Origin of the sequence: Cryobacterium sp. Y29, from assembly GCF_002929825.1 — a bacterium.
In the GTDB taxonomy this organism is placed as follows: Bacteria; Actinomycetota; Actinomycetes; order Actinomycetales; family Microbacteriaceae; genus Cryobacterium.
In genome coordinates, this window is sequence record NZ_PJJN01000023.1 from 26,327 (window position 1) to 50,599 (window position 24,273).

General features: G+C 65.2%; 24 protein-coding genes. 8 read left to right on the plus strand and 16 right to left on the minus strand.

Going from position 1 to position 24,273, the window contains the following annotated elements; genetic code table 11:
• Positions 1 to 12 precede the first annotated feature (12 nt).
• The 3 genes from CXY74_RS01560 to CXY74_RS01570 all read left to right on the plus strand — a co-directional run bounded on the left by CXY74_RS01560 (position 13) and on the right by CXY74_RS01570 (position 2,642).
• Positions 13 to 714 (plus strand): FadR/GntR family transcriptional regulator, encoded by a 702-nt coding sequence (locus CXY74_RS01560; protein ID WP_104198804.1) that lies wholly within the window; start codon positions 13 to 15, stop codon positions 712 to 714.
• A gap of 14 nt (positions 715 to 728) precedes the next feature.
• Positions 729 to 1,679 carry a phosphoribosylaminoimidazolesuccinocarboxamide synthase gene (locus CXY74_RS01565; RefSeq protein ID WP_104198805.1) on the plus strand — a complete coding sequence of 317 codons (951 nt, stop codon included), beginning with the start codon at positions 729 to 731 and terminating at the stop codon, positions 1,677 to 1,679.
• A gap of 111 nt (positions 1,680 to 1,790) precedes the next feature.
• Positions 1,791 to 2,642 carry a VOC family protein gene (locus CXY74_RS01570; protein WP_104198806.1) on the plus strand — a complete coding sequence of 284 codons (852 nt, stop codon included), beginning with the start codon at positions 1,791 to 1,793 and terminating at the stop codon, positions 2,640 to 2,642.
• Positions 2,643 to 2,685: 43 nt separating this feature from the next.
• Here CXY74_RS01570 and CXY74_RS01575 read toward each other — a convergent pair whose 3' ends face one another.
• Positions 2,686 to 3,405 carry a TetR/AcrR family transcriptional regulator gene (locus tag CXY74_RS01575; RefSeq protein WP_104198807.1) on the minus strand — a complete coding sequence of 240 codons (720 nt, stop codon included), beginning with the start codon at positions 3,403 to 3,405 and terminating at the stop codon, positions 2,686 to 2,688.
• A gap of 373 nt (positions 3,406 to 3,778) precedes the next feature.
• Between CXY74_RS01575 and CXY74_RS01585 the strand changes: the two genes are divergently transcribed.
• The 4 genes from CXY74_RS01585 to CXY74_RS01600 all read left to right on the plus strand — a co-directional run bounded on the left by CXY74_RS01585 (position 3,779) and on the right by CXY74_RS01600 (position 6,860).
• Entirely contained in the window at positions 3,779 to 5,071 is a 1,293-nt protein-coding gene (locus tag CXY74_RS01585) for a kynureninase (protein ID WP_233193117.1), read from the plus strand.
• A 95-nt stretch (positions 5,072 to 5,166) separates the two neighbouring features.
• On the plus strand, positions 5,167 to 5,451 hold the full coding sequence (locus CXY74_RS01590; protein ID WP_104198809.1) for a phosphoribosylformylglycinamidine synthase subunit PurS: 285 nt from the start codon (positions 5,167 to 5,169) through the stop codon (positions 5,449 to 5,451).
• The gene (gene purQ, locus CXY74_RS01595) at positions 5,451 to 6,149 is read left to right on the plus strand and encodes a phosphoribosylformylglycinamidine synthase subunit PurQ (RefSeq protein WP_104198810.1); all 699 of its coding nucleotides are present in this window, start codon (positions 5,451 to 5,453) and stop codon (positions 6,147 to 6,149) included. The genes CXY74_RS01590 and purQ overlap by 1 nt, the downstream gene beginning before the upstream one ends.
• Positions 6,150 to 6,398: 249 nt before the next feature.
• Positions 6,399 to 6,860 (plus strand): DUF3817 domain-containing protein, encoded by a 462-nt coding sequence (locus CXY74_RS01600; RefSeq protein ID WP_104198811.1) that lies wholly within the window; start codon positions 6,399 to 6,401, stop codon positions 6,858 to 6,860.
• Positions 6,861 to 6,902: 42 nt separating this feature from the next.
• Here the strand turns inward: CXY74_RS01600 and CXY74_RS01605 are convergent, their stop codons facing one another.
• From CXY74_RS01605 to CXY74_RS01630, 6 genes are read right to left on the minus strand one after another with little or no spacing between them, the layout of a single operon-like run.
• A complete protein-coding gene (locus tag CXY74_RS01605; protein WP_233193121.1) occupies positions 6,903 to 8,105 on the minus strand; it encodes an alcohol dehydrogenase catalytic domain-containing protein in 1,203 nt (400 codons plus the stop codon).
• A gap of 2 nt (positions 8,106 to 8,107) precedes the next feature.
• Positions 8,108 to 8,854, minus strand: coding sequence for a phosphonatase-like hydrolase (locus tag CXY74_RS01610; protein ID WP_104198812.1), 747 nt, complete (start codon positions 8,852 to 8,854; stop codon positions 8,108 to 8,110).
• Positions 8,851 to 10,017: a TIGR03364 family FAD-dependent oxidoreductase gene (locus tag CXY74_RS01615; protein WP_104198846.1), complete on the minus strand. Its 1,167-nt coding sequence runs from the start codon at positions 10,015 to 10,017 to the stop codon at positions 8,851 to 8,853. Before CXY74_RS01615 ends, CXY74_RS01610 begins: the two co-directional genes overlap by 4 nt.
• Positions 10,014 to 11,708: an ABC transporter permease gene (locus tag CXY74_RS01620; protein WP_233193123.1), complete on the minus strand. Its 1,695-nt coding sequence runs from the start codon at positions 11,706 to 11,708 to the stop codon at positions 10,014 to 10,016. The genes CXY74_RS01615 and CXY74_RS01620 overlap by 4 nt, the downstream gene beginning before the upstream one ends.
• Positions 11,705 to 12,598 (minus strand): phosphonate ABC transporter ATP-binding protein, encoded by an 894-nt coding sequence (phnC, locus tag CXY74_RS01625; RefSeq protein WP_104198848.1) that lies wholly within the window; start codon positions 12,596 to 12,598, stop codon positions 11,705 to 11,707. The genes CXY74_RS01620 and phnC overlap by 4 nt, the downstream gene beginning before the upstream one ends.
• A gap of 17 nt (positions 12,599 to 12,615) precedes the next feature.
• Entirely contained in the window at positions 12,616 to 13,569 is a 954-nt protein-coding gene (locus CXY74_RS01630; protein ID WP_233193125.1) for a phosphate/phosphite/phosphonate ABC transporter substrate-binding protein, read from the minus strand.
• 195 nt (positions 13,570 to 13,764) lie between these two features.
• On the opposite strand from CXY74_RS01630, the gene CXY74_RS01635 reads away from it, so the two are divergent.
• Entirely contained in the window at positions 13,765 to 15,396 is a 1,632-nt protein-coding gene (locus CXY74_RS01635) for an AMP-binding protein (RefSeq protein WP_104198813.1), read from the plus strand.
• Between the two features lie 88 nt (positions 15,397 to 15,484).
• Here the strand turns inward: CXY74_RS01635 and CXY74_RS01640 are convergent, their stop codons facing one another.
• From CXY74_RS01640 to CXY74_RS01680, 9 genes are all read right to left on the minus strand, one after another.
• Entirely contained in the window at positions 15,485 to 16,852 is a 1,368-nt protein-coding gene (locus CXY74_RS01640; RefSeq protein WP_104198814.1) for an NAD-dependent succinate-semialdehyde dehydrogenase, read from the minus strand.
• A gap of 143 nt (positions 16,853 to 16,995) precedes the next feature.
• Complete coding sequence (locus tag CXY74_RS01645; RefSeq protein ID WP_146070013.1) at positions 16,996 to 18,198, minus strand: S9 family peptidase; 1,203 nt, start codon at positions 18,196 to 18,198, stop codon at positions 16,996 to 16,998.
• Positions 18,195 to 19,178, minus strand: coding sequence for a hypothetical protein (locus CXY74_RS01650; protein WP_104198816.1), 984 nt, complete (start codon positions 19,176 to 19,178; stop codon positions 18,195 to 18,197). The genes CXY74_RS01645 and CXY74_RS01650 overlap by 4 nt, the downstream gene beginning before the upstream one ends.
• Positions 19,175 to 19,663 carry a hypothetical protein gene (locus CXY74_RS01655; protein ID WP_146070014.1) on the minus strand — a complete coding sequence of 163 codons (489 nt, stop codon included), beginning with the start codon at positions 19,661 to 19,663 and terminating at the stop codon, positions 19,175 to 19,177. The genes CXY74_RS01650 and CXY74_RS01655 overlap by 4 nt, the downstream gene beginning before the upstream one ends.
• A gap of 23 nt (positions 19,664 to 19,686) precedes the next feature.
• Positions 19,687 to 21,906, minus strand: a complete 2,220-nt coding sequence (locus CXY74_RS01660) for an FtsX-like permease family protein (protein ID WP_104198818.1) — start codon at positions 21,904 to 21,906, stop codon at positions 19,687 to 19,689.
• Positions 21,903 to 22,586 carry an ABC transporter ATP-binding protein gene (locus CXY74_RS01665; RefSeq protein ID WP_104198819.1) on the minus strand — a complete coding sequence of 228 codons (684 nt, stop codon included), beginning with the start codon at positions 22,584 to 22,586 and terminating at the stop codon, positions 21,903 to 21,905. The genes CXY74_RS01660 and CXY74_RS01665 overlap by 4 nt, the downstream gene beginning before the upstream one ends.
• On the minus strand, positions 22,583 to 23,110 hold the full coding sequence (locus CXY74_RS01670; RefSeq protein ID WP_104198820.1) for a PadR family transcriptional regulator: 528 nt from the start codon (positions 23,108 to 23,110) through the stop codon (positions 22,583 to 22,585). Before CXY74_RS01670 ends, CXY74_RS01665 begins: the two co-directional genes overlap by 4 nt.
• A 122-nt stretch (positions 23,111 to 23,232) precedes the next feature.
• Entirely contained in the window at positions 23,233 to 23,571 is a 339-nt protein-coding gene (locus CXY74_RS01675; protein ID WP_146070015.1) for a hypothetical protein, read from the minus strand.
• A gap of 203 nt (positions 23,572 to 23,774) precedes the next feature.
• Positions 23,775 to 24,221, minus strand: a complete 447-nt coding sequence (locus tag CXY74_RS01680) for a hypothetical protein (RefSeq protein ID WP_233193126.1) — start codon at positions 24,219 to 24,221, stop codon at positions 23,775 to 23,777.
• Positions 24,222 to 24,273 lie beyond the last annotated feature (52 nt).

The following is a 24,273-nucleotide window of genomic DNA, read 5'->3' on the forward strand; positions in this document are numbered from 1 at the left end:
GGAGGCACACGCGTGGCCCAGGAATTAGAACCCCAGCCCCTGTCGCGCGTGTCGAAACCGCGGTTGTATGAACAGCTCGTGGCGCAGCTTCTGTCGTACATCGAGTCGGCTCATCTGGGCCCCGGCGACCTGTTGCCCGCCGAACGCGATCTCGCGGAACGTCTCGGCGTCTCGCGCGCCACCCTGGCGCAGGCGCTCGTCGCCCTCGAGGTGCTCGGAGTCATCGATGTTCAGCACGGCACCGGTGCCGTGCTCGTGTACCGGCCCAGCATCGCAACGGTGATCAAGGGACTCCGCGACCACCGAAACCGGCTGCCGGAAATCGTCGAGGCCCGCAGCACCCTCGAGGTGAAGCTGGCCGAGCTCGCCGCGCTGCGGCGAACCGATGCCGACCTGGTCGCGATCGAGAACGCGGTGCGGATCATGGCCGAGGAAATCGCGGCCGGCGACCGCGGCGCGCACGGCGACGAGCTCTTTCACCAGGCCGTCACGGCGGCCGCCCACTCCCCCGTACTGGCCCAGCTCATGACGTTCATCGCCGAGATGATTCTCGAAACGAGATTGGAGTCCCTGGCCCAGCCGGGCCGGCCCGAGCAGTCCCTGGCTTCGCACCAAACCATCACCGCGGCCATCCGGGCGCAGAACGTCACGGCCGCGAGCGCGGCGATGCTCTCGCATATCGAGCTTGTCTCCGACGTTGCCCTGCTGAAGTAAGAGAGAATACAAGCGTGACCGAATCCGCGCAGCCCACAGCATCCGTTGCCCGCGATCTGCCCGGATGGCTTCATGCCTACTCGGGCAAGGTGCGGGACCTCTATACTCCAACCGATGGCACGACGGATGCCCCGGCCGACCTGATGAGCGCCTCCCGGGTGCTCGTGGTCGCCAGTGACCGGGTGAGCGCGTTCGACCATGTGCTGGAGCCGGGCATCCCGGGAAAGGGCGAGCTGCTCACGACCTTGAGCCTGTGGTGGTTCGACCGCTTGAACGGCATCCCCAATCACCTCGTCGCCGACCACGAACAGGTCGGCAGCACCGTGCGCGAGCTCATCCCCGCGCCCGTCGCTGGCCGGGCGATGCTCTGCCGCACCCTCGACATGTACCCGATCGAATGCGTCGTGCGCGGCTACCTGACGGGCAGTGGCTGGAAGGAATATGCCCAGTCTCAGTCGGTGTGTGGCATCGCACTGCCGGCCGGCCTCGAGAACGGCGACCGCCTGCCGGAACCCATCTACACCCCCGCGTGGAAGGCTCCCCTGGGCCAGCACGACGAGAACATCACGTTCGAACGCACGGTCGAACTCGTCGGGCCGGGCATTGCCGTCGAGCTCCGCGACCTCTCCCTCACGCTCTTCGCCACCGCCGCGGCGATCGCCGAGAAGGCCGGCGTCATTCTCGCCGACACCAAGTTCGAATTCGGCGCCGACCGGCAGACCGGCATGACCGTGCTCGCCGACGAGGTGCTCACGAGCGACTCCAGTCGGTACTGGGACGCAAAAGCCTGGCACATGGGCACGACACCCGAAGAGCGCATGGCGAGCTTCGACAAGCAGATCGTGCGCGACTGGCTCGCCGCCCACTGGGACGGTACCGGTGCCCCGCCCGAGCTGCCGGCCGAGATCGTGGAGCAGACCGCGGCCCGCTATCGCGAACTGCTCGAGCGCCTTACCGGCGCCTGAGCCGCACACCGGGGTACGGATGCCTTCGGATAGCGGAATAGCTTCGGCAGCGCCTGAGTTGTGCCAACTGTGACTCCCCGTGCGAATGACTTACTGGCCGCCGAAACCGGAATGGGCGCGGTGACTTTGCGCGTGGGCAACCTCGACGCCATGATCGCCTACTACCGCGACATCGTGACGCTTGAGTTACAGAGCCACAACGGGCCGGTCGCCGTGCTCGGGCGTGGCCGGATACCGCTCGTTATTCTGCAGCACGCCCCCGAGCTCGCCGCCGCCGAACCGCGCTCGGCCGGGCTCTACCACACGGCCATTCTCTTCAACACGCAGGCCGATCTTGCCGCCGCCGTCTTCTCGATCGGCACGAAGTCCCCGGGAACGTTCACGGGCAGCGCCGATCACTTGGTCAGCCAGGCTTTCTACTTCACCGACCCCGAGGGAAACGGCATCGAGTTGTACTGGGACCGCGACCGCACCCTGTGGAGCTGGGCCCACGGCCAGGTCGAAATGGCCTCGCTCCACCTCGACCCGAACGCATTCATTTCTGAGCATCTGTCGGCCGAGCCGAGTGAGGGCACCGCCATCGTCGGTCACGTGCACCTCTCGGTCGGAGACGTCGCGAGCGCTCGCGAGTTCTACGTGAACCGTCTCGGTTTCGAGGTGACCGCGAACTTCGGCCCCTCCGCACTGTTCGTCTCGGCCGGGGGCTACCACCACCACATGGCCATGAACACCTGGGAGAGCTCGGGAACCGGCAAACGCCGCCTGGCGCTGGGCCTCGGCGAGGTCAGCATCATTGTGCCCGGTGCCGATGACATCGGCGCCCTCAATGAGCGCATGGCCCACTACAAAGTGGGCACCAGTCACGACGGGCAGACCCTCGCATTTGACGACCCATGGGCCAACCGCATCCGGGTGCGCGCCGGCACGTCGGTATCCGCTGAAAACCCGGTCGCGACGGTCTAGACGCGCACAGAGCGCCGAGCTATGCCAAACAGCACCCGGTGATTCAGCGGGCGGCGCGGGCGGCGCGGCGGGTGAGGCCGTGCACGGTGGCCTGGTAGTCCTTGACGTTGAGCGGGCGGCCGGGCAGCTTGGGCCGGGGTGCGTCGGCCGCACGCAGGCCGTCGAGCACGATGGAGAGCTGACGACGCCACTGGCCGGCATAGCCGGCGCCGAGGCCACCGAGCGATCCGACCATAGTGACGAGCACAGCAAGGTCGACCGCGTCGACGTCTCGGCGCAGCGTGCCATCTTTTTTCGCGCGGGCCACGAGACTCGCGATGAAGCCGTCGAACTCGGCGGCGGGTCGGGCTGACGGGTCCAGCTGGGCCATGCGCCGCAGAATCGGCGGCAGCGCCGGGTCGGCGACGAGCCATTCCGCAACCCGTTCGGTATAGATAACGAGCGCCTCCCACGCATGGGGTGCCGCCTCGATCTCCCCGCGCACCGCGTGCAATTCGGCGAGCGCGAGGTCATAGAGCGCGCGCACAAGGTCGTCTCTGGTCGGAAAGTTGCGATAGAGAGTCGCCACACCAACCTCGGCCTGACGCGCGATCTCCTCGAGCGAGGCGTCGATGCCATACTGCGCAAACTGGGCACGAGCCGCCACAACGAGACGGTCTCGATTCAGCCGGGCGTCTCGGCGACGGGGCGGAAGCGGCGCGGTTCGCTCGGGCAAAGACGGGACTGGCACGCCATCCTGGGGCTTTCGGGTCGGCGGGGTCATGCGCTCCAGTCTAGAACTTTGACCTGCACGGTTCGCCGTGGTGTTGCGCCCGCAGTCGCAACCTGCGCACAATTTGGACAAGCCGAATGGAAACCGATGACTCTGAAGAACAACACTCGCGAATTCGACCCCGAGATCCTGACCGATTTTCGAGAGAAGATGAGCTACGGGACCCACCTCGACCTGCCCACACTCCCCCGACGCGGCGTTTCTGCAGGGAGCCCTCGAACTCACTTTTTTCCCAGAGCTGTGTGCCTTAAACCGGAAATTGGCGCGTGACCACTCATTTTCAGGTCGGTCGCGGCGCCGTGCTGCCGGGGGCCGCGGCATCCGTTTTGAAAATCGCCCTCAACCCCGAACTCGAGGTTCTCGCATGACTCCCACTATGAACGGTGCGACCGGCTTCGACGTCCCCCTCGCTTTTGCCCGACGGATGGACCGCATTGACGGTCTGGCACATTATCGCGCCAGATTTCTGGGAACAGACGCCGACCCCGAGACCGCCAACCCGCGCTCCTACCTCGACGGCAACTCGCTCGGCCGCCCGCTGCGGGCCAGCGCCGAGCGTATCGCCGACTTTCTCGCGCAAAACTGGGGCACCCGACTTATTCGCGGCTGGGACGAGCAGTGGATGGACCTGCCCCTGCAGATCGGTGATGACCTCGGCCTCGCCTGCCTTGGCGCCGAGGCCGGCCAGGTTTTCATCGGCGACTCGACCACCGTGCTGCTCTACAAACTGGCCAGGGCCGCCGTGGATTCACGGCCGCACCGTACCGAAATCGTGCTCGACAGCGACAACTTCCCCACCGACCGATACGTTTTGGAAGGCATCGCGCGCGAGCGCGGCCTGACGCTCCGGTGGATCGAATCCGATACCGAGGGCGGCGTCACCGCCGAACAAGTGCGCAGCGTCGTCGGCCCGCAGACCTCGCTCGTGCTGCTCAGCCACGTGGCCTACCGTTCCGGCTACCTTGCCGACATGCAGGCCATCACGGCCGTTGCCCACGAGCATGATGCCCTCGTGCTCTGGGACCTGAGCCACTCGGTCGGCTCTGTTCCGATCGAACTCGACCGCTGCGACGTCGATCTCGCGGTCGGCTGCTCCTACAAATACCTGAGCGGGGGCCCGGGCGCTCCGGCCTTCGGGTATGTGAAAAGCGACCTGCAGGCTGTGCTGACCCAGCCGATTCAGGGCTGGATGGGTTCTCAAGCCATCTTCGAAATGGGGCCGGGGTATCGGCCGGCCACCGGCATCCGTCGATTCATGAGCGGCACGCCTGCCGTGGTGGGCATGCTCGCTATGCAGGACACCATTGCCCTGCTGGGCGAAGCCACGATCGGTTCGGTACGAGCCAAGTCGGTCGCGCTGACCGAGTTTGCGATCACCCTCGTTGATGCGTGGCTCGCGCCGATGGGGGTCACCGTCGCCTCGCCGCGCGAGCAGACCCATCGCGGCGGGCACGTGACCATCAACCATCCGCTGATGCGCCAGGTCACACAGATTCTGTGGGACAACGATGTGATTCCAGATTTTCGGGCACCCAACGGGCTGCGGCTCGGCCTCGCCCCGCTAAGTACGAGCTTCGTCGAGACCTACGACGGCGTGGCCGCCGTGCGCGACGTATTGCGCGGCATTCTGCTCGGTCGGAGCGGCATAGCCGAGTAGGCCGACACCGAGGCGGGCCGGTGCGGCCCGCCCGGCCTGTAGAATTGGAGTGATTTGCCACGACTATTAACCCCAGACTGTATGCGGAGTGCCCAGTGCCAACGATCGTCGTCGACGTAATGCCCAAGGCCGAGTTGCTTGACCCCCAGGGCAAGGCCATCGCCGGTGCCCTCGGTCGCCTCGGTCAGACCCAGACAGCGCTGGCCAACATCAGCGGCGTGCGCGTCGGCAAGCGCTTTGAGATTTCCATCGATGGCGCCGCGGATGCCGACGTCTTGGCCGCCGTGCGCGTGCTCGCAGATTCGGTGCTGTCAAACTCCGTGATCGAGGACGTCGTCGGCATCCACGTGCAAGACGCTCCTTCGTCAGCGGTCGCCTGATGCGCATCGGCGTCGTCACCTTTCCCGGCTCGCTCGATGATCGCGATGCAGCGCGCGCGATCCGCCTGGCCGGCGCCGACGCCGTGGCTCTCTGGCACGGCGACCATGACCTGCACGGCGTTGACGCCCTGGTACTGCCCGGCGGGTTCAGCTACGGCGACTATCTGCGGGCCGGCGCCATCGCCAGCCTCTCGCCGATCATGACCGAAGTCATCGACGCAGCGAACCAGGGCATGCCCGTGCTGGGCATCTGCAACGGATTCCAGATGCTCACCGAGGCCCACCTGCTCGACGGCGGCCTCATTCGAAACGACAAGGGCCGCTTCATCTGCCGCGACCAGGGCCTGCGCATCGAGAACAACACAAGCGACTGGACGACCGGCTTCGCCGCCAACGCCGAGATCGTCATTCCGCTCAAGAACGGCGAGGGCTCGTTCATTGCCTCCGACGAGACCCTCAGGGCGCTCGAGGGCGAGGGCCGCGTCGTGGCCCGTTACATCGGCGGCAACCCGAACGGGTCACTGAACGACATCGCCGGCGTCACCAACGCCCGCGGCAACGTTGTCGGCCTCATGCCACACCCCGAGCACGCCGTTGAGGCCGGGTTCGGTCCTGACACCGACGACGCCATGGCGAGCGGCGTCGACGGTCTCACCTTCTTCACCTCGGTGATTGCGCGGGCACTCGTCGCGCTCTAGCTGATGCCCTCCCGCCAGCCTGCAACCCGTGTGCGTCGAGCTCGCGCTGCGTGGCAGTTTTGTTCTTCATCAATGGGGCCGATTCAACCATCACGGGGACAATTCGCGCGCACCCTGCGTTTTGCGTGATCGCGAAATTTCAGGCACGCAGGTTTTTCGGCGAGTGGTCAGAACGTCTGGAGCGGGGACTTATTCAGACGCGGCTGCAACGATGGAAGTCTGTAACCCCGCCACGAGTCGAAAGTCACCATGACCCCGCGTCTGCTGTTCCGTTCCGTCGCTATCGCCGAAGCCATTACCTGGGCATTACTCATCGCCGGGATGCTCATGAAGTACGTTCTCGAGGTCGGTGAGATCGGGGTGCAGATCGGCGGCTTTGTGCACGGCCTGGTCTTCATCGCTTTTGGAATGACAGCCCTCCTGGTGGGCGTCAACCAGCACTGGAGCTTTCGGCTGACCGCGATAGCGATGGTTACCGCAATTGTTCCCTTCGGCACGATCCCTCTCGACCGCCGATTCGAGCAGAATGGGCTGCTGAACGGAGACTGGCGGCAGACCCGCACCGCCGACCCGCGAGATCACACCCGGGTCAGCGCCCTGCTCCGCTGGATGCTGGCTCGGCCGGTGCTCCTCGCCTGCATCATGGGGATTGCCCTGGTCTCGATCATGGCCACGCTGCTTTCGATCGGTCCGCCCGGCGGCATCAGTTAGCGTTCTGCGCCACGATCCCCCGCACCCGATGCGCGGGGCCGGTCAGCCGAGCGTCGCTGGCTGCTGCGGGGTGATGCCGACACGGGGGTGGCGTGCGGTGGCGGCCAGCGTGAGCGCGGCATCCGCTTTTTCGAGGGGAAACGTCGTTCCGACCAGAGCCGAGAACGGATGCCGATGCCACGCTCTGCTGAGATACGTCACTGCGTGCTGCAGGTCGTCCGGCGTGTAATTATGCACGCCGCGCACGGTGATCAGGCGGCGCACGATCGTCTCCGGATCGAACAGCACCGGCTCCCCCGCTGAGACACTGCCAACCAGCACGACCACGCCGCCGATACCGATCAGGTCTATCGCCGTGTGCACGGCCAGCCGGGCGCCACTCAGTTCGAGCGCGATGGTCGGCTCGGCAGCACCCGCATCCTGTAGCGCGGCGAGCACGCTCGCTACCCCGGTCGGCGATTCCCGCGGTGCCCCAGGGTCCGCAACCGCCGCGGCCCCGAACGCGAGCGCGAGCTGTCGGCGAGCCGCATCGGGGTCGCTGACGAGCACGAGCGCCCCGGCATCCGTCGCCATCGCGCAGGCCGTGACCCCGAGCATTCCGCCACCGGTCACCAACACGGTAGCCCCGGCCAGCGGTACGAGAGCGGATGCCGCCCCCAGGGCCGCGACAACCGTGGCGGTCGCGCAGGAAGCCGGCGCCAGAACCGTGGCGGGAACCTGCTCGTCGACGACGACGACCGCGGTCCCGCCGCGCACCTGCACGTGGCTGCTGAAACCTCCGCTCAGTTCCCAGCCCCGCTGCATCCGTTCGTGACCGTATTTGACAAGCTCGAGGCATTTCTGGGGCACGCCACGGCGGCAGCGCTGGCACGTTCCGCAGCTCACGGCGACCGACCAGACCACGCGCTGCCCGACCCGCAGCGGCATTCCATTTGCGGCATATGACCGTTCGGTGACGGCGACGATCCGGCCGATCTGCTCGTGCCCGAGCACGAGCGGTTTCGCGGCCGAACGGTGACCGAGCACTGTGTGCACGTCTGAGCCGCAGACCGTGGCCAATTCCACTTCGACCAGCACGTCTCCGGGCCGCAGGAGCACGCCGGGTACCGCCACGCACGCGAGCGGCTGGCCAACGCCCGACCAGACCATGGCCTCTGCGGCGCGCGGCAATACCACCTCACGACCGACTCCGAGGGTGAGGGCGGGCAACGTCATGTGTTCAGCGACCGGATCGTGTTCAGGCATGGCTACTCGATCGTCTCCTCGCGCAGGCCGAGCAGCTCGGCGAGGTCGGCGACGCTTTCGATGACGACATCAGCCCCGGCGTCTTCGAGGGTGGCGGTGTCGTGCGTGCCGGTCAGGACTCCCACGATCAGGCCGGCGCCGGCGCTCTGGCCGGAGAGCATGTCGCTCGCGGTATCGCCGACGACAACCATTGCAGCAACACTCGACGCTCCGGTGCGCAGCAGCGCGGTGAGCGGCAGATCGGGATAGGGGCGGCCACGGCCGACTTCGGCCGGGCAAAGACTTACGTCGATGAGGTCGTTCCAACCGAGTGAGTCAATGAGGGTGTCCTGCGTCGCTCGAGAGAATCCCGTCACCAGCGCCACCTTCACGCCGGCGTCCCGCAGTTCCTGGAACAGGTCGGCCGCACCCGCGATCGCCGTCACCCCGACCTGTTCGACGAGTTCGCCATAAGCGGTTTCGAACTCGGCCGTCGCAGCGACGGCGGCGTCTTCAGAATCGGTCAGTTCGCGAAAGACATCCAGTTTGGACTGCCCCATGGTCTGACGCACAAACTCGACGGCTTCCACGAGCTCATCGGCGGTGTCCGCCAATCCGCTGCGCTCGGCGGCGAGCACGAACGCCCGCTCGACCAGTCCATCGTCGGTCACGGTGGTGCCGGCCATGTCGAAGACAACGAGCTCAACGTCAACGTCTTCGGTGTCCAGATCGTCTAGATCAAGATCAAGGGAAAGAGGTGCGGTGCTCATGGGGTGCCTTTCAGGGTGAGGGAGATGGGTGAATCGCACACGGTTGCAATGACGTGCTCAGCGAGACCGAGTCCGGTCGTCATACCGATCCCAGTGGTGGCCGCGACGAGATAGACGCCGGGTTCGGGCTGGTCGATGAGAAAGTCGGCGCGGCCTGAGGCGTAGACGCCTTGCCACCGTTCCAGCACGCGCGGGCGCGTCACGCCGAACAGTTCACGCGTGAGTTGCAGCAGCTGCTCGAACGCATGCTCATCCTGGAATGGAGAAACGGACGCCCCGCGATAATGGGTATCCCCCACAATCAGCGAGCCGTCGGGTAACTGGGTGTACATCTGGTTGAGATCGAGTTCGGCCAGCGCCGGGTATTCTCGCCGCAATCGTTCGCCCAGGACAGCAGCGGCTGGCAGGCTGGAGAATGCCCCGTAGCGCAGAAGTGACCAGCCGGTCAGCACCGGCGCGGGCAGGGGGGCGCGCAGGCCTGCGTCGACGCGCAGCATGTCCAGGCCACAGCGCACAATGCCGTCGCGCTCCGCGACCTCCGGGTACAGCTGGTCGATGTCATGGTTGACCGCCACGATGACCGTTCCAGCATCGATCGACCCCCGGGTCGTTGTGACCCGACCGGGGCGCACGGCTGTCACCGCGGTTCGATAGCGAAATTCGACACCGCGACTGGCCAGGTACGCGGCAAGGCCGGCTCCGGCCTGGCGCGGATTGACCTGAAGATCCCACGCAAGCATCGCCCCACCCCGTGCTGTGCCGGGGGCGAGCGGCAAACGACCACTGACCTCGGCAGCGCTCAGCATCACCACGTCGGGTTGACCAAGACCAAAGAGCGACTCGGTTCCCCGCTCGGCCGCCAGCTCGTTCAGAACCGCCAGTTCGTCATCCTGCCGGGCGAGGACGACCGTGCCCGACTCGCGCAGCCAGACACCGGCATCCGCTGCCAGGCGCAGCCACAGCGGGCGCGATCGCAGCGCAAATTCACGGGCCAGGCCGCTCTGCGGGGTGAAACACAGATGCCCGAAATTTCGAACGGATGCCCCGCCGATGGCTCCCGCTCGGTCCACGACGACCACAGACAGGCCTCGGTCGGTGGCGGCGAGCGCGTGCCCGAGGCCTACAATTCCGCTGCCGACGACGACCACGTCGAAGCGGGTCATCGGAACACCCGCCGCATCCACACTGCCAGCCCTTCGACCATGATCACCGTCACGAGAATCATCAGCACGATCGTGGTGACCAGGTCGTACCGCGACCCCTGCCCGGCGTTCAGGAGGTAGTACCCGACCCCGCCGCCGCCGACCAGGCCGAGTATGGTGGCCGCGCGAATATTGGTGTCCAGCATGTAGAAACTGTGGCCGATCAGCGCCTTCATGCCCTGGGGCGCCGTAGCACCGGCGTAGACCTGCAGCCGGGTGGCACCGGCGGCCCTGAGCGCCTGTTCCGGGCCGGGCCGCACTTCTTCGAGCGAGTCGGCGAGCAGCTTGCCGAGCAGGCCGATGCCGCCGATGGCCAGCGCGATGGTGCCGGCCTGGGTACCGAGGCCGGTCACAACGATGAGCACGATGGCGAGGATGATTTCGGGAATGCCGCGAATCGTCACGAGCACGAGTCGAAAGCCGGCACGAACGCGCGGGTTCGGCGCCACGTTGCGGGCCGCGAGGGAGCCGATCACGATCGAGGCCAGCAGCGTGAGGATCGTCGCCGCGAGCGCGATGGCGATGGTTTCCCCCATGGCCGCCAGCATGACCGGGGCGTCATAGGCGCCGAAGCTCGGCGGCCAGAACTTGGCTGCGGTTTCGGGCAGGTAGGACCAGAAGGTGAGGATGTCACCCCATTTGATGTCGCAGATCCAGATGCTACCGATGACGATCAGCGCGGCGAGCGTGCCCCACACCGCGTTACGTATCCGGGCGTAAGTCCAGGGGTGGTGCGAGGCATCCGCTGTCACACCGGTGACGCCGATTCGGCGCAGTAGCCGGTCGCCTATCCCGTGGCGGGTGGGTGCGAACCCGAGCATGACGGTGCGCACGGCGCTGGACACGATCTCCATGACCACGCACAGCGCGAAGATCACCACGGCGATACCGAGCCCCAGCGAATAGTTGAGCGATTTGAAGGCGTAGGACATCTCGAGGCCGAGCCCGGCCACGCCCACGTATCCGAGAATGACCGAGCCGCGCAGGTTGATGTCGTTGCGGTGCAGCACCGTGGCGACCCAGGACGGCAGTACCTGCGGCAGCACACCCGAGAAGAATTCCTGCAGCCGGGTTGCGCCCGCGGCGCGAATGGCCAACCTGGGCCCGTCATCGATCTGCTCGATCGCGTCGGCGAACATCTTGCTGATCATTCCGATCGAATGGATGCCGATGGCGAGGATTCCCGGCAGCGTCCCCAGCGAGAACATGAGCACAAAGACCATCGCCAGCACCACGTCGGGCACCGCCCGAATCGCTACGCCGAGAAAACGGGCGAACACCATCCATCCGCGCCCTGGCGACGTGTTGGCGGCCGCGAGCCAGGCTAGCGGCACTGAGAAGACTGCGGCAAACAGGGTTCCGAGCAGCACCAGGCCCACGGTGAGAGCGGTCAGGTAGAGCAGTTCGCCCGGCGCGGGAAAGCTGATGATCCCGACCCGATCGAAGAACCGGGTGGCGTTCGACCAGCTCGCTATCATTTGCGGCAGGGAGATATCCACGCTGATCAGGGACACAACGGATGCTGTCACGAGCACAACCAGGGTCAGTCCGGCCGCGACTTTTTCCGGGCGGGCTCGGCGCTGCGAGCGGCGCGGGGTCAAGGTGGTGGTATCGGCTTGACCGGGCTGTGGGCGTTCGAGCGTGAGCGTCACCGGCGGTTGTCCCGCGCCGAGCTGAAAGTCTGCAGGTCGAGCTCGCCCTGTTCATCGGGCTCACCGTCTTCATCGGGCGCGGTTCCCAGTTCGGTTTCGATCGCGCCGAGCTCGGCGGTCGACGTAGTTACCCGGCCGTAGATCTCCATCACGTTCTGCTTGGACAGCCCTTGGGTGGCGGTGTCGAGCACGACTTCGCCATGGCGGAGGCCGACGATGCGATCGCCCCAGGACAGCGCAAGGTCGACCTGATGCAAGCTGCACACCACGGTGAGGCCACTGTCGATGGCGATCTCCCGAATGAGTGCCATGACCTGGGCACTTGATTCCGGGTCGAGCGAGGCCACCGGTTCGTCAGCGAGCAGAATACGTGGATTCTGCATGAGCGCCCGGGCGATACCGACCCGCTGCTGCTGCCCGCCGGAGAGGGTGTCCGCGCGCTGATAGGCGTGAGTGAGCAGGCCGACGCGGTCGAGGTGACCGAGCGCGGCCAGCTGGAGATCGCGGCGGTAGCCCCAGAGGCCGAGTCGCGGGCCGCGCACCCGGAATAGCGCTCCGGTCAGCACGTTTTCGAGTACGGTGAGCGACCCAACCAACTCGAACTGCTGAAAGACAAAGCCGACCTGACCGCGCAGCGCGCGCAGCGGCCGTCCGCGCAGCCGCGATACCGTGGCACCAAGCACGGTCACCGTGCCGGTATCCGGCCGGTCCAGACCATCGAGATGTCGCAACAGGGTTGACTTTCCCGAGCCCGACAGCCCGAGCAAAACCACGATTTCGCCGCGAGCGACCGTGAGCGACACGTCATGGAGTGCTGTTGTCTCGCCGAAAGTCTTGGTGACACCGCGCACAGCGATCACCGGTCCCGCCGCGACGGCGGGACCGGTGATCGCTTGTGGAGGCTGGGTCAGCCCTGGCACTGCGAGGCCGACGTCTTCACGCAAATGTCCCGAATGGTGTCGTAGTACTGGTCATCCACCGGCTCTGTGGCAAAGAACGTGTCGCGAAAGGCCTGCGTATCGGCGCTCGTTACGCCCGAAGCGATGATGTCGTCGATGGTGACCTCACCGAGCACCTCCGTGAGCTGGGTCTTCAGCTCGGCCGGGAGGGTGTCAGAGACAACAATGGGCGCACCGGGCACCATGGTCTCAGCGATGACCTTCACCCTGTCACTCTTGGCGACCTCGCTGTCTTCGGCGAAGCCGACCTCGCATTCCTTGTCTTCGCCCACCTTCTGCACGCTGACGTCGTGCTTGCCCGCGAACACCGGGGTCACGTCGGAGACCGGGTCCACGCCAGCTTCGAGCAGGTTATAGGAGGGAAACAGGTAACCGCTGGTCGAGGACGGGTCGACGAAGCAGACTTTCTTGCCGGCGAATTCCTCGAGTGATGAAATGTTGCTCTCAACCGGCACGATCGCCTGGGAGTAATACCCGGGCGCCTCACCCTCGGTCGTCACGATCGAGGAGATCGGGGTGATGGCCGCACCGTTGTTGGTGGCGGTGATGTAGGTGAAGCCGGAGAATGAGGCGACGTCGATCTTGCCGGCGATCGCGGCCTCGATAAGCGCGGCATAGTCGGTGGACTCGTGATACTCCACGTTCTTTCCGGTCTCCTGCTCGATGTAGTCCATCAGCGGCTGGTAGTTGGTCTGCGTATCGACAGAGTCCGGAACCACTCCGAAAACGAGGGTGTTCTCATCGACGGCGTAGCGTGCGCCGGCCGCATCGTTGCCGGCTGCGTCGGCGGTGTTTGCTGAGCAGGAGGTGAGGCTGAACATGAGCAGAGCGGCGGCACCGGCCGCGAGCACCGTCGTGCCGGTCCGGGTAGAGGTGCGGGAAAAAGCGCTGCGGATTGCCACGTGAAACCTTCCTAAATTGAGGCCATTACGCTTAGAAACATTAAGCAGGCCGTGCCAACAACGATGGTGCGCCGGGTAACCAGCAGGTGAACGGGCAGCGGCAAGTGAACGAGCGTGACTGTGGTCATATGCACAGTTTCGCCCCAGCGCAGGGCAGTACCGTGAGCAAGTCACATCCGATCGAAGGAGATCCCTGTGTTCACGAGCCCCTACGCTCCCGTTGAGATTCCTGACGTCAGCATTTTCGACTACCTGTTCGACGACTTGAGCGAGGCCGAACTCGATCGCACCGCCGTCATCGACGGGGTCAGCGGAGTGGAGCTCAGCTATCGCGCGCTGGTCGATCAGATCACCCGGGTGGCTGGGGCTCTTGCCGCAGAAGGCGTCGGCCCCGGCACGGTTGTGGGCTTGCTCTGCCCGAACACGCCTCAATTCACGGCCGTCTTCCACGGCATCCTGCGCGCGGGCGCCACCGTCACCACCATCAACTCGCTCTACACCCCCGACGACATCCGCCGTCAGCTCCACGACTCCGTCGCCACCTGGCTCATCACCGTCTCGCCGCTGCTACCGGGCGCCAAGGCGGCAGCGCACGCGTCGGGCATTCCAGACGAGCGCATCGTGGTCATCGATGGCGAGGCGGGGCATCCGTCGCTCGCTGATTTGCTGGCAGCGGATGCCGCAGCGCCGGCCGTGACCATCGACCCGGCCACGCACGTGGCCGTTCTGCCCTACTCCTCTGGCACGACCGCAGCACCCAAGGGCGTCATGCTCAGCCACCGCAACCTCATCGCGAACGTGCAGCAGGCGCGCGACCTGATCGGCGTCGTTCCAGAGGACAAGGTGCTCGCGCTGCTGCCGTTTTACCACATCTATGGAATGACGGTCTTGCTGAATCTCGCCTTCAAACAGCGGGCCTCCCTCGTCACCATGGCCAGGTTCGACTTCGTCGAATTTCTGCGCATGATCCAGGACCACCGCTGCAGCTACGTCTTTATCGCGCCGCCCATCGCGGTGGCCGTGGCGAAGCATCCGCTGGTCGAAAAATATGACCTGTCGAGCGTGCACACCATTCTCTCCGGGGCCGCGCCGCTCGACGGCGCCCTCGCCGCGGCCGTCGCCGCCCGGCTGGACTGTCGCATTCTGCAAGGCTACGGAATGACGGAGGTGAGCCCGGTGAGTCACCTGATTCCGATCGATGCTCCGCACTTGTCGCGCGCCTCGGTGGGTGTGACGGTGCCGAACATGGACTGCAAGCTCGTCTCGACCGAAACCGGGGACGAGATCGAGGCTCCCTCGAGCGGGGTCAGCGAACGGGGCGAACTGCTGGTACGCGGCCCGAACGTGATGCTCGGCTATCTCAATAACGAGAAGGCCACTCGCGAAACCATCGATGCCGACGGGTTTCTGCACACCGGCGACATTGCCACGGTGAACGCGTTCGGCGAGGTGACCATCGTCGACCGCAGCAAGGAGCTGATCAAGTACAAGGGCTACCAGATAGCGCCGGCCGAACTCGAGGCGTTGCTGCTCACCCACCCGCAGATCGCGGACGCGGCCGTGATCGGTGCAGCGGATGACGACGGCCAGGAGATACCGAAGGCCTTCGTCGTCACCGTGGTTGAGTCTGCGGTCACGGCCGAGGAAGTCATGGCCTTTATCAGCGAGCGGGTCGCCCCGCACAAGAAGGTGCGGGCGGTCGAGTTCATCGAGGTGATTCCGAAGTCGGCCTCCGGCAAGATTCTGCGTAAGGACCTGCGCGCACGAGAACGTGCGGCGACGGTTGAGTCTCAACGCACCCAACGGGCCGCGGTGGCGGGATCGTGACGGACCTGCCTGCGGCGTGGTTCCGCTGTCGCCCCGCAGTCGGCGGCCACACGTCATACGCCGCGTCGGCCGCCGCGGTCGGCGATGCTCAGCCGATGCGGATGAGCTTTTTGTTGACGAACTCGCTGGCACCGTAATGTCCGAGTTCGCGCCCGAAGCCGCTTCTTTTCACACCGCCGAACGGTAGCTCTGCGCTGCCGGCGTCGACGAGGTTGACGAAGACCATGCCGGCTTCGATGCGGTCGGCAACTCGCAGTGCCTGCTCGGGATCGGTCGTGAACAGGTAGGAGCCCAGCCCGAAGGGAGTGTCGTTCGCCAGGGTGACGGCGTCATCCTCGGAGGCTGCCCGGTAGACGAATGCCACGGGGCCGAAAAACTCCTCATGGTACGTGTCGTTATCTGGCGTGACGTCGGTGAGCACGGCCGATGGGTAGAAGGTGCTCGACCGTTTGCCCGTGGTCGCCAGGGTGGCTCCCTGCGCGACTGCGCGGTCGACCTGCTCCTCGAGATGCTCGGCCGCGGCGAGGGACGAGATGGGTCCGTAGTCTGCCCCGGGGACGGTCGGGTCGCTGGGAGAGCAGGCCAGGATTGCTGCGGTGAACTTCTCCGTGAACTCATCGTAAAGTTCATCGATCACGATGAATCGCTTGGCGGCGTCGCAGGCCTGCCCGCCATTTCGGAGGCGACCGGCGACGGCGGCATCCACTGCGGCGGCCATGTCGTCGGTGCTCAGCAAAATGAACGGGTCTGATCCGCCCAGTTCCAGCACGACCTTCTTGAGGTGGCGACCGGCGACCTCGGCAACGGCCGCGCCGGCGCCCTCCGAACCGGTGAGGGAGACGCCCTGTATCCGCGGGTCGGCGATGATCGTGGCGACCTGCTCGCTGTCCGCGTACACATTGGTATAGGCGCCAGCCGGGAAGCCTGCGTCCTGAAAGATTTGCTCGATCGCCGCAGCCGACTCTGGGCACTGCGACGCATGCTTGAGGATGATCGTGTTGCCGGTCATGAGGTTCGGTGCGGCGAAGCGCGCAACCTGGTAGTACGGAAAATTCCACGGCATGACACCGATGAGCACACCGAGCGATGTGGAGCGCATGAAGGCGGAACCCTCGCCGCTGCGAAGGGTGATTGGTTCGTCCTTCAGAAATTCCTGCGCGTTCTCGGCGTAATACCGATAGATGTCGGCTGCGTAGTCGACCTCGCCGAGCGCTTGATCGACGGGCTTTCCCATCTCGCGCACGATCAGGGCCGCCAGCTCGTCGCGACGCTCCTCATGCAAATCACCGACCCGGCGCAAGAGGGCGGCCCGCTCGGCGGTCGAGGACGACCGTGACCAGCCGACGTGGGCTTTGTCTGCCGATGCGATGACCTGCTCGAGTTCATCACCCGAAATTTGTGCGTACGTCTTGATGGTCTCGCCGGTGGCGGGGTTGATAACGGCGTGGTGGCTCACGAGCCACCTCCTTTCACGGGGCTACTGTTCCGGAGAAAATCACGTAATACGAGCCAAGCATGTTCGCCGCAATTGTCAAGGCTCGAGACGCCAGTGGAGTTGAGACGCTGGTTTTATTGCGGTCTGGTCCTTGGCTCCGGACCTTATTCCGCGCTACTCCAGAGACTTCTCGAAAGCTGTACGCGATAGAGCCAATCGGATAGAGCGGATTCCCACAGGCGCGGGCTCCTGTTCCATTCGAGTGTGTGCGGAGCTGGGGGTAGCGTGACGAGCTCGACTCGGTCTGTGTGGGCATCCGCGAACGCCCGCGATAGGGCGATCGGAACGGAGAGATCGCCGAAACTGTGCAGTACCAGCGTTGGGACGTTGAGGCCGGAGCCGTTGTCGATCCAGTCGAGATCTAAGAGGTGCATCGACTCCGGCAGTCCGGTTGCCCGGAGCCACAAGGGACTTCCGAGGGCACCCAGCGCCAGGCGAGTCACGAGAGCCGGCACGCGCGCTCGGCGGCCGGCGGCGAGAATCGTCGACCGCCAATCCACGACCGGGGCGATGAGGCACAGCCCGATGATTCGCTTCCGATGCTGCGATGACCGGGTGAGCTGCAGAGCGATCATCGCGCCCATTGACCAGCCAACGAGAATGATCCTTTCGGCGCCGTGGGCCACGGCATACTCGAGGGCCGCGTCGATATCGCGCCACTCGGTCTGGCCCAGCATCGATTTTCTATCGCGCGAGCTCGGGGCTTCGTGGTCGTTCCGGTACGAGACCACGAGCGACGTGAGGCCGGCGCGATGGGCGACGGGAACGCCGCGCAGCGGGCTCGCCCTGTTCGCGCCCTGCCCGTGGATGTGGATCGCCCACGTCGAGGCGGGTGGCCGGTCGTTCGGGGCATCGAAGCGGTAGGCGGGCGCAGGGCCGAGTGCGGTCGAAATGGTGACGGCGGTGAACGGCAGTCCGACATCCGCTGCTTGCGACGGTACGACCCCGCTCCACCTCGCCGAGTGGCCTGCTCGAAGTGGTGCGCCGCGCGAGCTGACGACCTCACGCGTGACGATGCGAGCACGCTCATCAACGGCCAGGACTGCCCCGAGCTGTGCGTAGCCGCGGCCGGAGTCGAACCAGATCGCGTATTGGCCCGGCGCCTGTGTTGCCGCGTTCAACGGTAGCGTCACGGTGTACGGCGACGACGACACGTCATCGACCGCGAGGACGCGGAGTCGTTCGCGCCTGGGCGCATCCGTTCTCACGATCTGTCTGACGACGGCCCGACTTGCAATCATCAGACTCGCACTCGCCAGCCCTCCGGCGACCAGACTGCCGGCGGCCACCAGATAAGCGAGTCTCACGCGGATGTCCGCTGCGCACCGATACGCGTCTCGGCCGCTGTGAGCAACGCGAGATCTTCGTCCGCAAGTCGGTCGCGAGCTGTTGGGTTGAGCAGAAGTGCGTCACGGATCTCGACCAGCATGCGGTGCACAACGGTGTCGACGTCGCGTGATACCGAACCTGGTGCGTTGGGGTGAGCCACGCCGCCCAACTCGAGGTGTTGGGCAGAAACGTCGACCCAGATGCGAGTGAGGTCGGGGAGAGCCGCCTGCAGTTTTCGCCGATTGACCCTATTGCTCACCCTGCCGAGAATCGGCGGGAGAGATAATCCGAAGCAGAGGAGCAGGATCGCGGTCAGGTTCAGCACATCGTAGGCACTCGCAAACAGGGAAAGCAGCGACATCGCTCCGAAGACATGCGCAAGATCCATGCCCACGACGCTGATCACAGTGAGAACGGCCGCGCCACAACCGGCGCCCACGATACGGAACCCGAGTCGACGAGCCCGGGTGCTCATGCGTCCGGCAAAGCGCAGGCAGATCGTTCCGGTGCGGGCCATGACGATGCCCAAATAGGTGAACTGGATCAGGGAGTAAGCGGCCGCTGCGGGTTGGTTGCCGAAGTCCTGCATGAACGTTCCCGAGGTTGTGGGCGCGTCGATGAAGACAAAGGTCGTCACCATGAGGCCGGCCGTGATGATGGCCCCGATCCGAAACGGCCTGGCCGACGCGTTTGCGCGGCTGGGCGACGATGCGCGCAAAATTGCTCGAGACAGGAAATAAATACCCAGAAGAAGGAGCAGGTTTGCGGGCAGGTCCGCGTAGTTTCGGCCCCCGAGAAGCCCGTCTGCCGCAAAGTACACCGCATCAATGTTCAGGGTCAGCGAGACCGCAATCATGATGGCGGCATAGAGAATGCTCTGATCGGTGCGCCGGCGGGTACCGACCGCCAACGCGCTCACGAGTCCCCAGAGGGCCAGGGCGACGATCAGTTGTATCATCCGAAAACTCCCTCGAAGCCTGCGGGCTCTTTGGTGCTGGTGCGGATGGCGCCGGTCAAGAGGTCGGCCAGTGCCTCGGCCGCCAGCTCGAACTCGTCGCGAAAATCGGAACGGCCGAACGCGATTCCCGCACTGTCCGCTCCGAGCACTCCGTGTAACGTCGGGCCGGCCACCTCGTCATGGCGCAAGATCATGTGCGCCAACTCATGACAGACAATCTGCTGCCGATGGTGTTCCGAATCCGTTTCGACGTGGAAGATCAGGTCGTCGGTGTCGCGCGAAAGCCAGAGACCGCAAATTTCGGTTCCATTCAGCAGCGACGAGGATGCGATCGAGATGTGGGTCTTTCTTGACTGCTCGACGAGGGTGACGATGCTCGGGAGGGACACTCGGACCGGGAGGGCTAATGCCGTAAATGCGGCTACGGCGTGTTCCCGCGGGGTGCGGTGATCCCCCGGGGTCGACTCGTCAGTTCTTTTTCGCATGAGATCCATCCTGCAGTAGGCGGTCATTCGTAGCGAATCGCGGCCAAATCCGTGGTTTTCCCCAGCCGACTGGTCGCAGCGGCGACTGCGGCGAGGGCGAGCACTGCGCTGGCTGCGAGCGCTCCGAGGTAGCGCAGATCGGGCCAGCCAACCGATCGGCCGCCGTCGGTCAGCCCGACCAGAATGAGGTTAGCAACGAGAAAGCCGAGCCCGACCGACAGGGCCATTACGGCCAGTAGCGGGGCAGCCGCTTCGAGGGTGATGATGCGGCGGAGGCCGGCGAGGTTCATGCCGAGCAGGCGCAGCAGGGCGAGCATGCGCCGGCGGTCGATCATGGCCGATATGGTGGCGATGGCGAGTGAGAGCCCGGCAATGAGCGTTGCCACGCCGATACCCAAGTACGCGAGGGTGGCATAACTGGCCGCCATGGACTGCAGTCGATCGTCGGCGAGGTCCGTTCGGGTGCCCGCGGGCACCCATCCAGTCATGAAAATCGTGCTGGACTGCAACGCCGTACGCGCCCGTTCCACTGCGGCCGTTGACCCGTCAGTGCCAAGGAGCAGGATGCGCGGCGTGAGTTTCGCCACATCGGTTGCTTCCGCCGGGGTGAACACAGCCGGCGCACCTGTCAGGACATCGCTATTGACGGAGACGACGGCCGCGGACGGAACCGCTCCGAGGCCGAGGCCGTTCGCGGCATCCGCCGAGAGCAAGAGCCGGCCCACGTCGGGGCCGTCACCCGAGTCACTCCGGTACACGGTGACCACCCCGGTGACGCCGGCGATTGCGGCGAGGCGCGCGTATTCTGCATCCGTTTGGGCGGGGTCGGGCGCGTCTGAGCTGGGCTCCAGATATTGGATAAGGGTACTGACGGCGAGTAATCCCGGCCCAACGCTGGGGGCAGCGCTTCGGTCGGCGGTTGTTGCGGCGCCCGCGAAGACACTCACCATGAACACGGCAACCACGAGGCCACTCACGGAGCGGAACGTGGCCACGGGCGTTCGACGGATGCGGTTGCCCGCGATGATTCCGGCCGCCGTTCTGCCGCGCCGCGCCATGATGCGGCCGGCAATCAGGGTCAAATAGGGGCCTGCCACGAGCAGACCAACGGTGGTGATGGTGAAACCGATGATGATCAGCGTTCCGACGCGCGGAACTGGTAGTCCGGCGAGCACGGCGAGGGTCGTGGCGATGAGCATGCCCAGCCCGCCGGCGAGGGGCAGCAAGCGAAGCATTGAGGGGGTCTTCTCTGGTCGCTGTTTCGTCTGGCCGAGCGGCCCGATGCCCGCACGACGGATGCGCCAGCCCGCGGTCGCCGCGGATGCCGCGACGGTCATCGCCACCACCATGGCAGCCGTGAGCGGAGTCACGGCGAGGTCTGCGGCAAAGAACACGCCGTCGTCGACGGCAACGAGTGCGGCGACCGGGCCGAGCAGCGCGGCCATCAGCACGCCGAGCAGCGCGCCGACGAGACTGGTGGCCGCCGTCTCCAACGCGGCGATCGCGGCAACCGTGCGCGGGGTGGCGCCGATCAGACGTAGTGTGGCGAAGCGCTCTTGCCGGGCGGCGGCGCCGAGCCCGGTCACGATGCTCACCAGCAGCAGCACCGGGAACAGCACAGCAATGGCGCCCACGATCGCCACGGTTTGGTAACTGGAGTTCGCGCGGTAGGGCAGGCCCGTGAAGTCGGTCACAATCTGTGTGGTGGGGCGTGCGATCAGGTCGCTCGCAGCGGCACCGACAACCACAACGAGCGAGTCGGGGCTCGCGAGACCCGAGTCGCCAATGGTTCCCGTGAGTGTTCCGAAGCGGTCGCCGAGCTCGTCGGCTGGAACCCGCGCAATGCGGTCGATAAGCGCGGGCGACGCATAGTATTCCCCCGACTGCGGTAGGTCGGTGATGCCCGGAATCGTGAGGTTCGACGTTGTCGGTGCAGCGACATCAAAGCGTGCGATCCGTGTGCCCTCGTGCCGGTCGGTCGTGGAGGCCAGCAGTACTCGTTCATTGCCGAGTGACGCCAGGTCGCCGGTCACCGCGCGCGGGCTCGTGTCGCCGCCGACCACGTAGTTCCCGGAGGCGCTCATCCAGCTTGACCGCTCGTCGCGGGCGTCCAGGCCGTGGTAAGCGCCCCCGAGCAAGAGCGCGAGAGTGACACCCACCGCGACACCGGCCGTGATGCCCAGGAGCCGACTCCAGGAGGCACGGCTGCCGATCACGGCTAGACGCACGATGCTCGGGTTCATGAGATCCCGACTCGGTCACCTGCGGCCAGCTGGCCATCACGCACGATGATCTCGCGGTCGGCGTAGGCCGCCGTGCGTGGGTCGTGGGTGATCATCACAAGGGTGGTTCCCGCCTGTCGCACGAGCTCGAGCATGGCTGTCAGAACGTTCTCAGCGGCAAGGGAGTCCAGGGAACCGGTGGGCTCATCCGCAAAGAGCACCGACGGATGCGCCACGAGGGCCCGAGCGATCGCTATGCGCTGGGCCTCGCCGCCGGAGAGTTCGCCCGGCAGCTTGGCGGCGGCAGTTTCAAGGCCGAGGCGGTCGAGCCATCCGTGTGCTTCCTTCAGTGCCTGCCTGCGTCTCATGCCCCCGAGTAGCAGCGGAATGGTGATGTTGTCGACCGCAGTCAGGTCGGGCAGGAGCTGCCCAAACTGAAAAACGAAGCCGAATTCGGTCAGGCGCAGGGCCGAGCGGCGAGCCTCGTTGAGCGCGCTGACGGTGATACCATCGACGATTACCGTGCCGCTGTCTGGCACCAGCACACCGGCGAGGCAGTGCAACAGGCTCGACTTGCCAGAGCCCGAGGGGCCCATCACAGCGATAACCTCGCCGCGATGGATGTCAAGATCAATGCCGCGGAGGGCATCCGTCGTGCCGAAGGACTTGCGCAGGCCCCGTGCCTGGATGAGGGCGGTCATGGCAGGGTGATCTCGTTTCGCAGTTGGGTGAGCCGGGCGGCGGTCAGGTCGATCCAGCGCAGGTCGGCCTCAATGTGGAAGAGGGCGTGATCGCACAGCAGCATTCGCATCACATCTGCGCCCTGCTTTTCCCGAGTGAGCTCGCGCATCCGCGCGAGGTGTTCGATACGTTGCACGTCGAGGAGCCGGTCGGCATTGTCGTTGATCAGAAGGGCGATGATGGTCTTGGCAAAGAGGTTGCTCTGCAAAGTTTCTGAGGGGACGTCGGGGGTGAACATCCACTGCGAGACGCGGGTGCGGCCAAGGTCCGTCACCTGGTACTTCTTGCGGTCGGGACCGCCGCCGGCCTCGTCGGCAAGTGCAAGAATCTGCTCATCGCGGGTCATGCGCGCGAGAGTCGCGTACACCTGACCGAAGGCGACAGGCTTGCGCACACCGAAATAACGATCGTAGGTGTGCTTGAGGTCATAGCCATAGCTGGGTTCGACGCTGAGCAATCCGAGCAAAGTCACTGAGTTGTCCACGACCCCAACTATACACACAGTGCATAGTCACGCGTCAGTCTTTTCGTTTCACGCGAAAGCAGCGCGTTCAAGCGAGAACCGCTCCGCATCAGATCGGCGCCGAATCTAGGACAGAGCTGTCGTCAGCTGCCGACGGCCGATCCGGTTCCCCAGAGTGGATGGGTCACCAGCACAACCGCGATGAGCGCGAGAGCGCAGGCGGTAAGCGCGACGTGCACACGTGATACCGGCCGCCGAGAACGTGACCGTAGGCCAAGCAGAACGGCGTAGCCTCCACCGACGAGCACCGCCCAGGCGAGAAGCACCCAACCCATCAGCCACGCGAAGACGGACACACCTTCCGCGGCGTCGCTGAGGATCCCGACTGCATCGCCGATGCCGAACGAAGCCGCAGCGCCGACTGCCAGCGCGAGGGCAGAAATCGGTACGGCCACCGTCGCGCACGGCTGAAGTCGCTCCATGGGTCATAACCTAGTCCCCACAAACCGGGACTACAACGAAAAGGTTCTCCGCTCCGCGACGCCCGACCCCCGACGAACTAACGACCCCAGCGCCGCGCACACTAAAGTCGTGATGTCTTCAGGTGGGTCACGCCCCCACGGGTGGTGGACCTCTTCGCGTCCATCGGCAGCGGTCTCGGTCGCCGCAGCAAGGAAAATTGCGGTCACATCACTGCAGAACCGCGATCAAAAATACGCCTGGGTTGTCCGTCGGGCGTGTGGCCGAGCCGGGCGAAGAGCAACAGTACAAGCGCAGTACCCGATAACAGCCCATCTAGGATGCCGGCGGGAAGCAGAAAGATCATCAGCGTTAACGTCACGATGCAATTGACCAGGGAAAGCCCCAGTCCCCATAGTCGGTTCCGCAGCAGCCCGACGGCGCCGCATATACGCAGACCCGCGAAAACCCCGCTCATAATTATCATGAGATAAAGATTGTCCTGCAAATAGGGAAGGGCGAAAACATCGGCGTGTTCGACGATGGATGTCTGCGGGATCTTCATAACGATAAGAACAAGGGCGCCGATGAAGACGCCCCCTTCCATAAGTACGCCCTGAACCAGGAGTAACCCGGCCGCCCACCGATACTGCCGCCACAGAGTTATGTCCATTCCATAACCATAAGGTGCAAGACGGTTCCCCCACTATTGAAGTCACATCAAT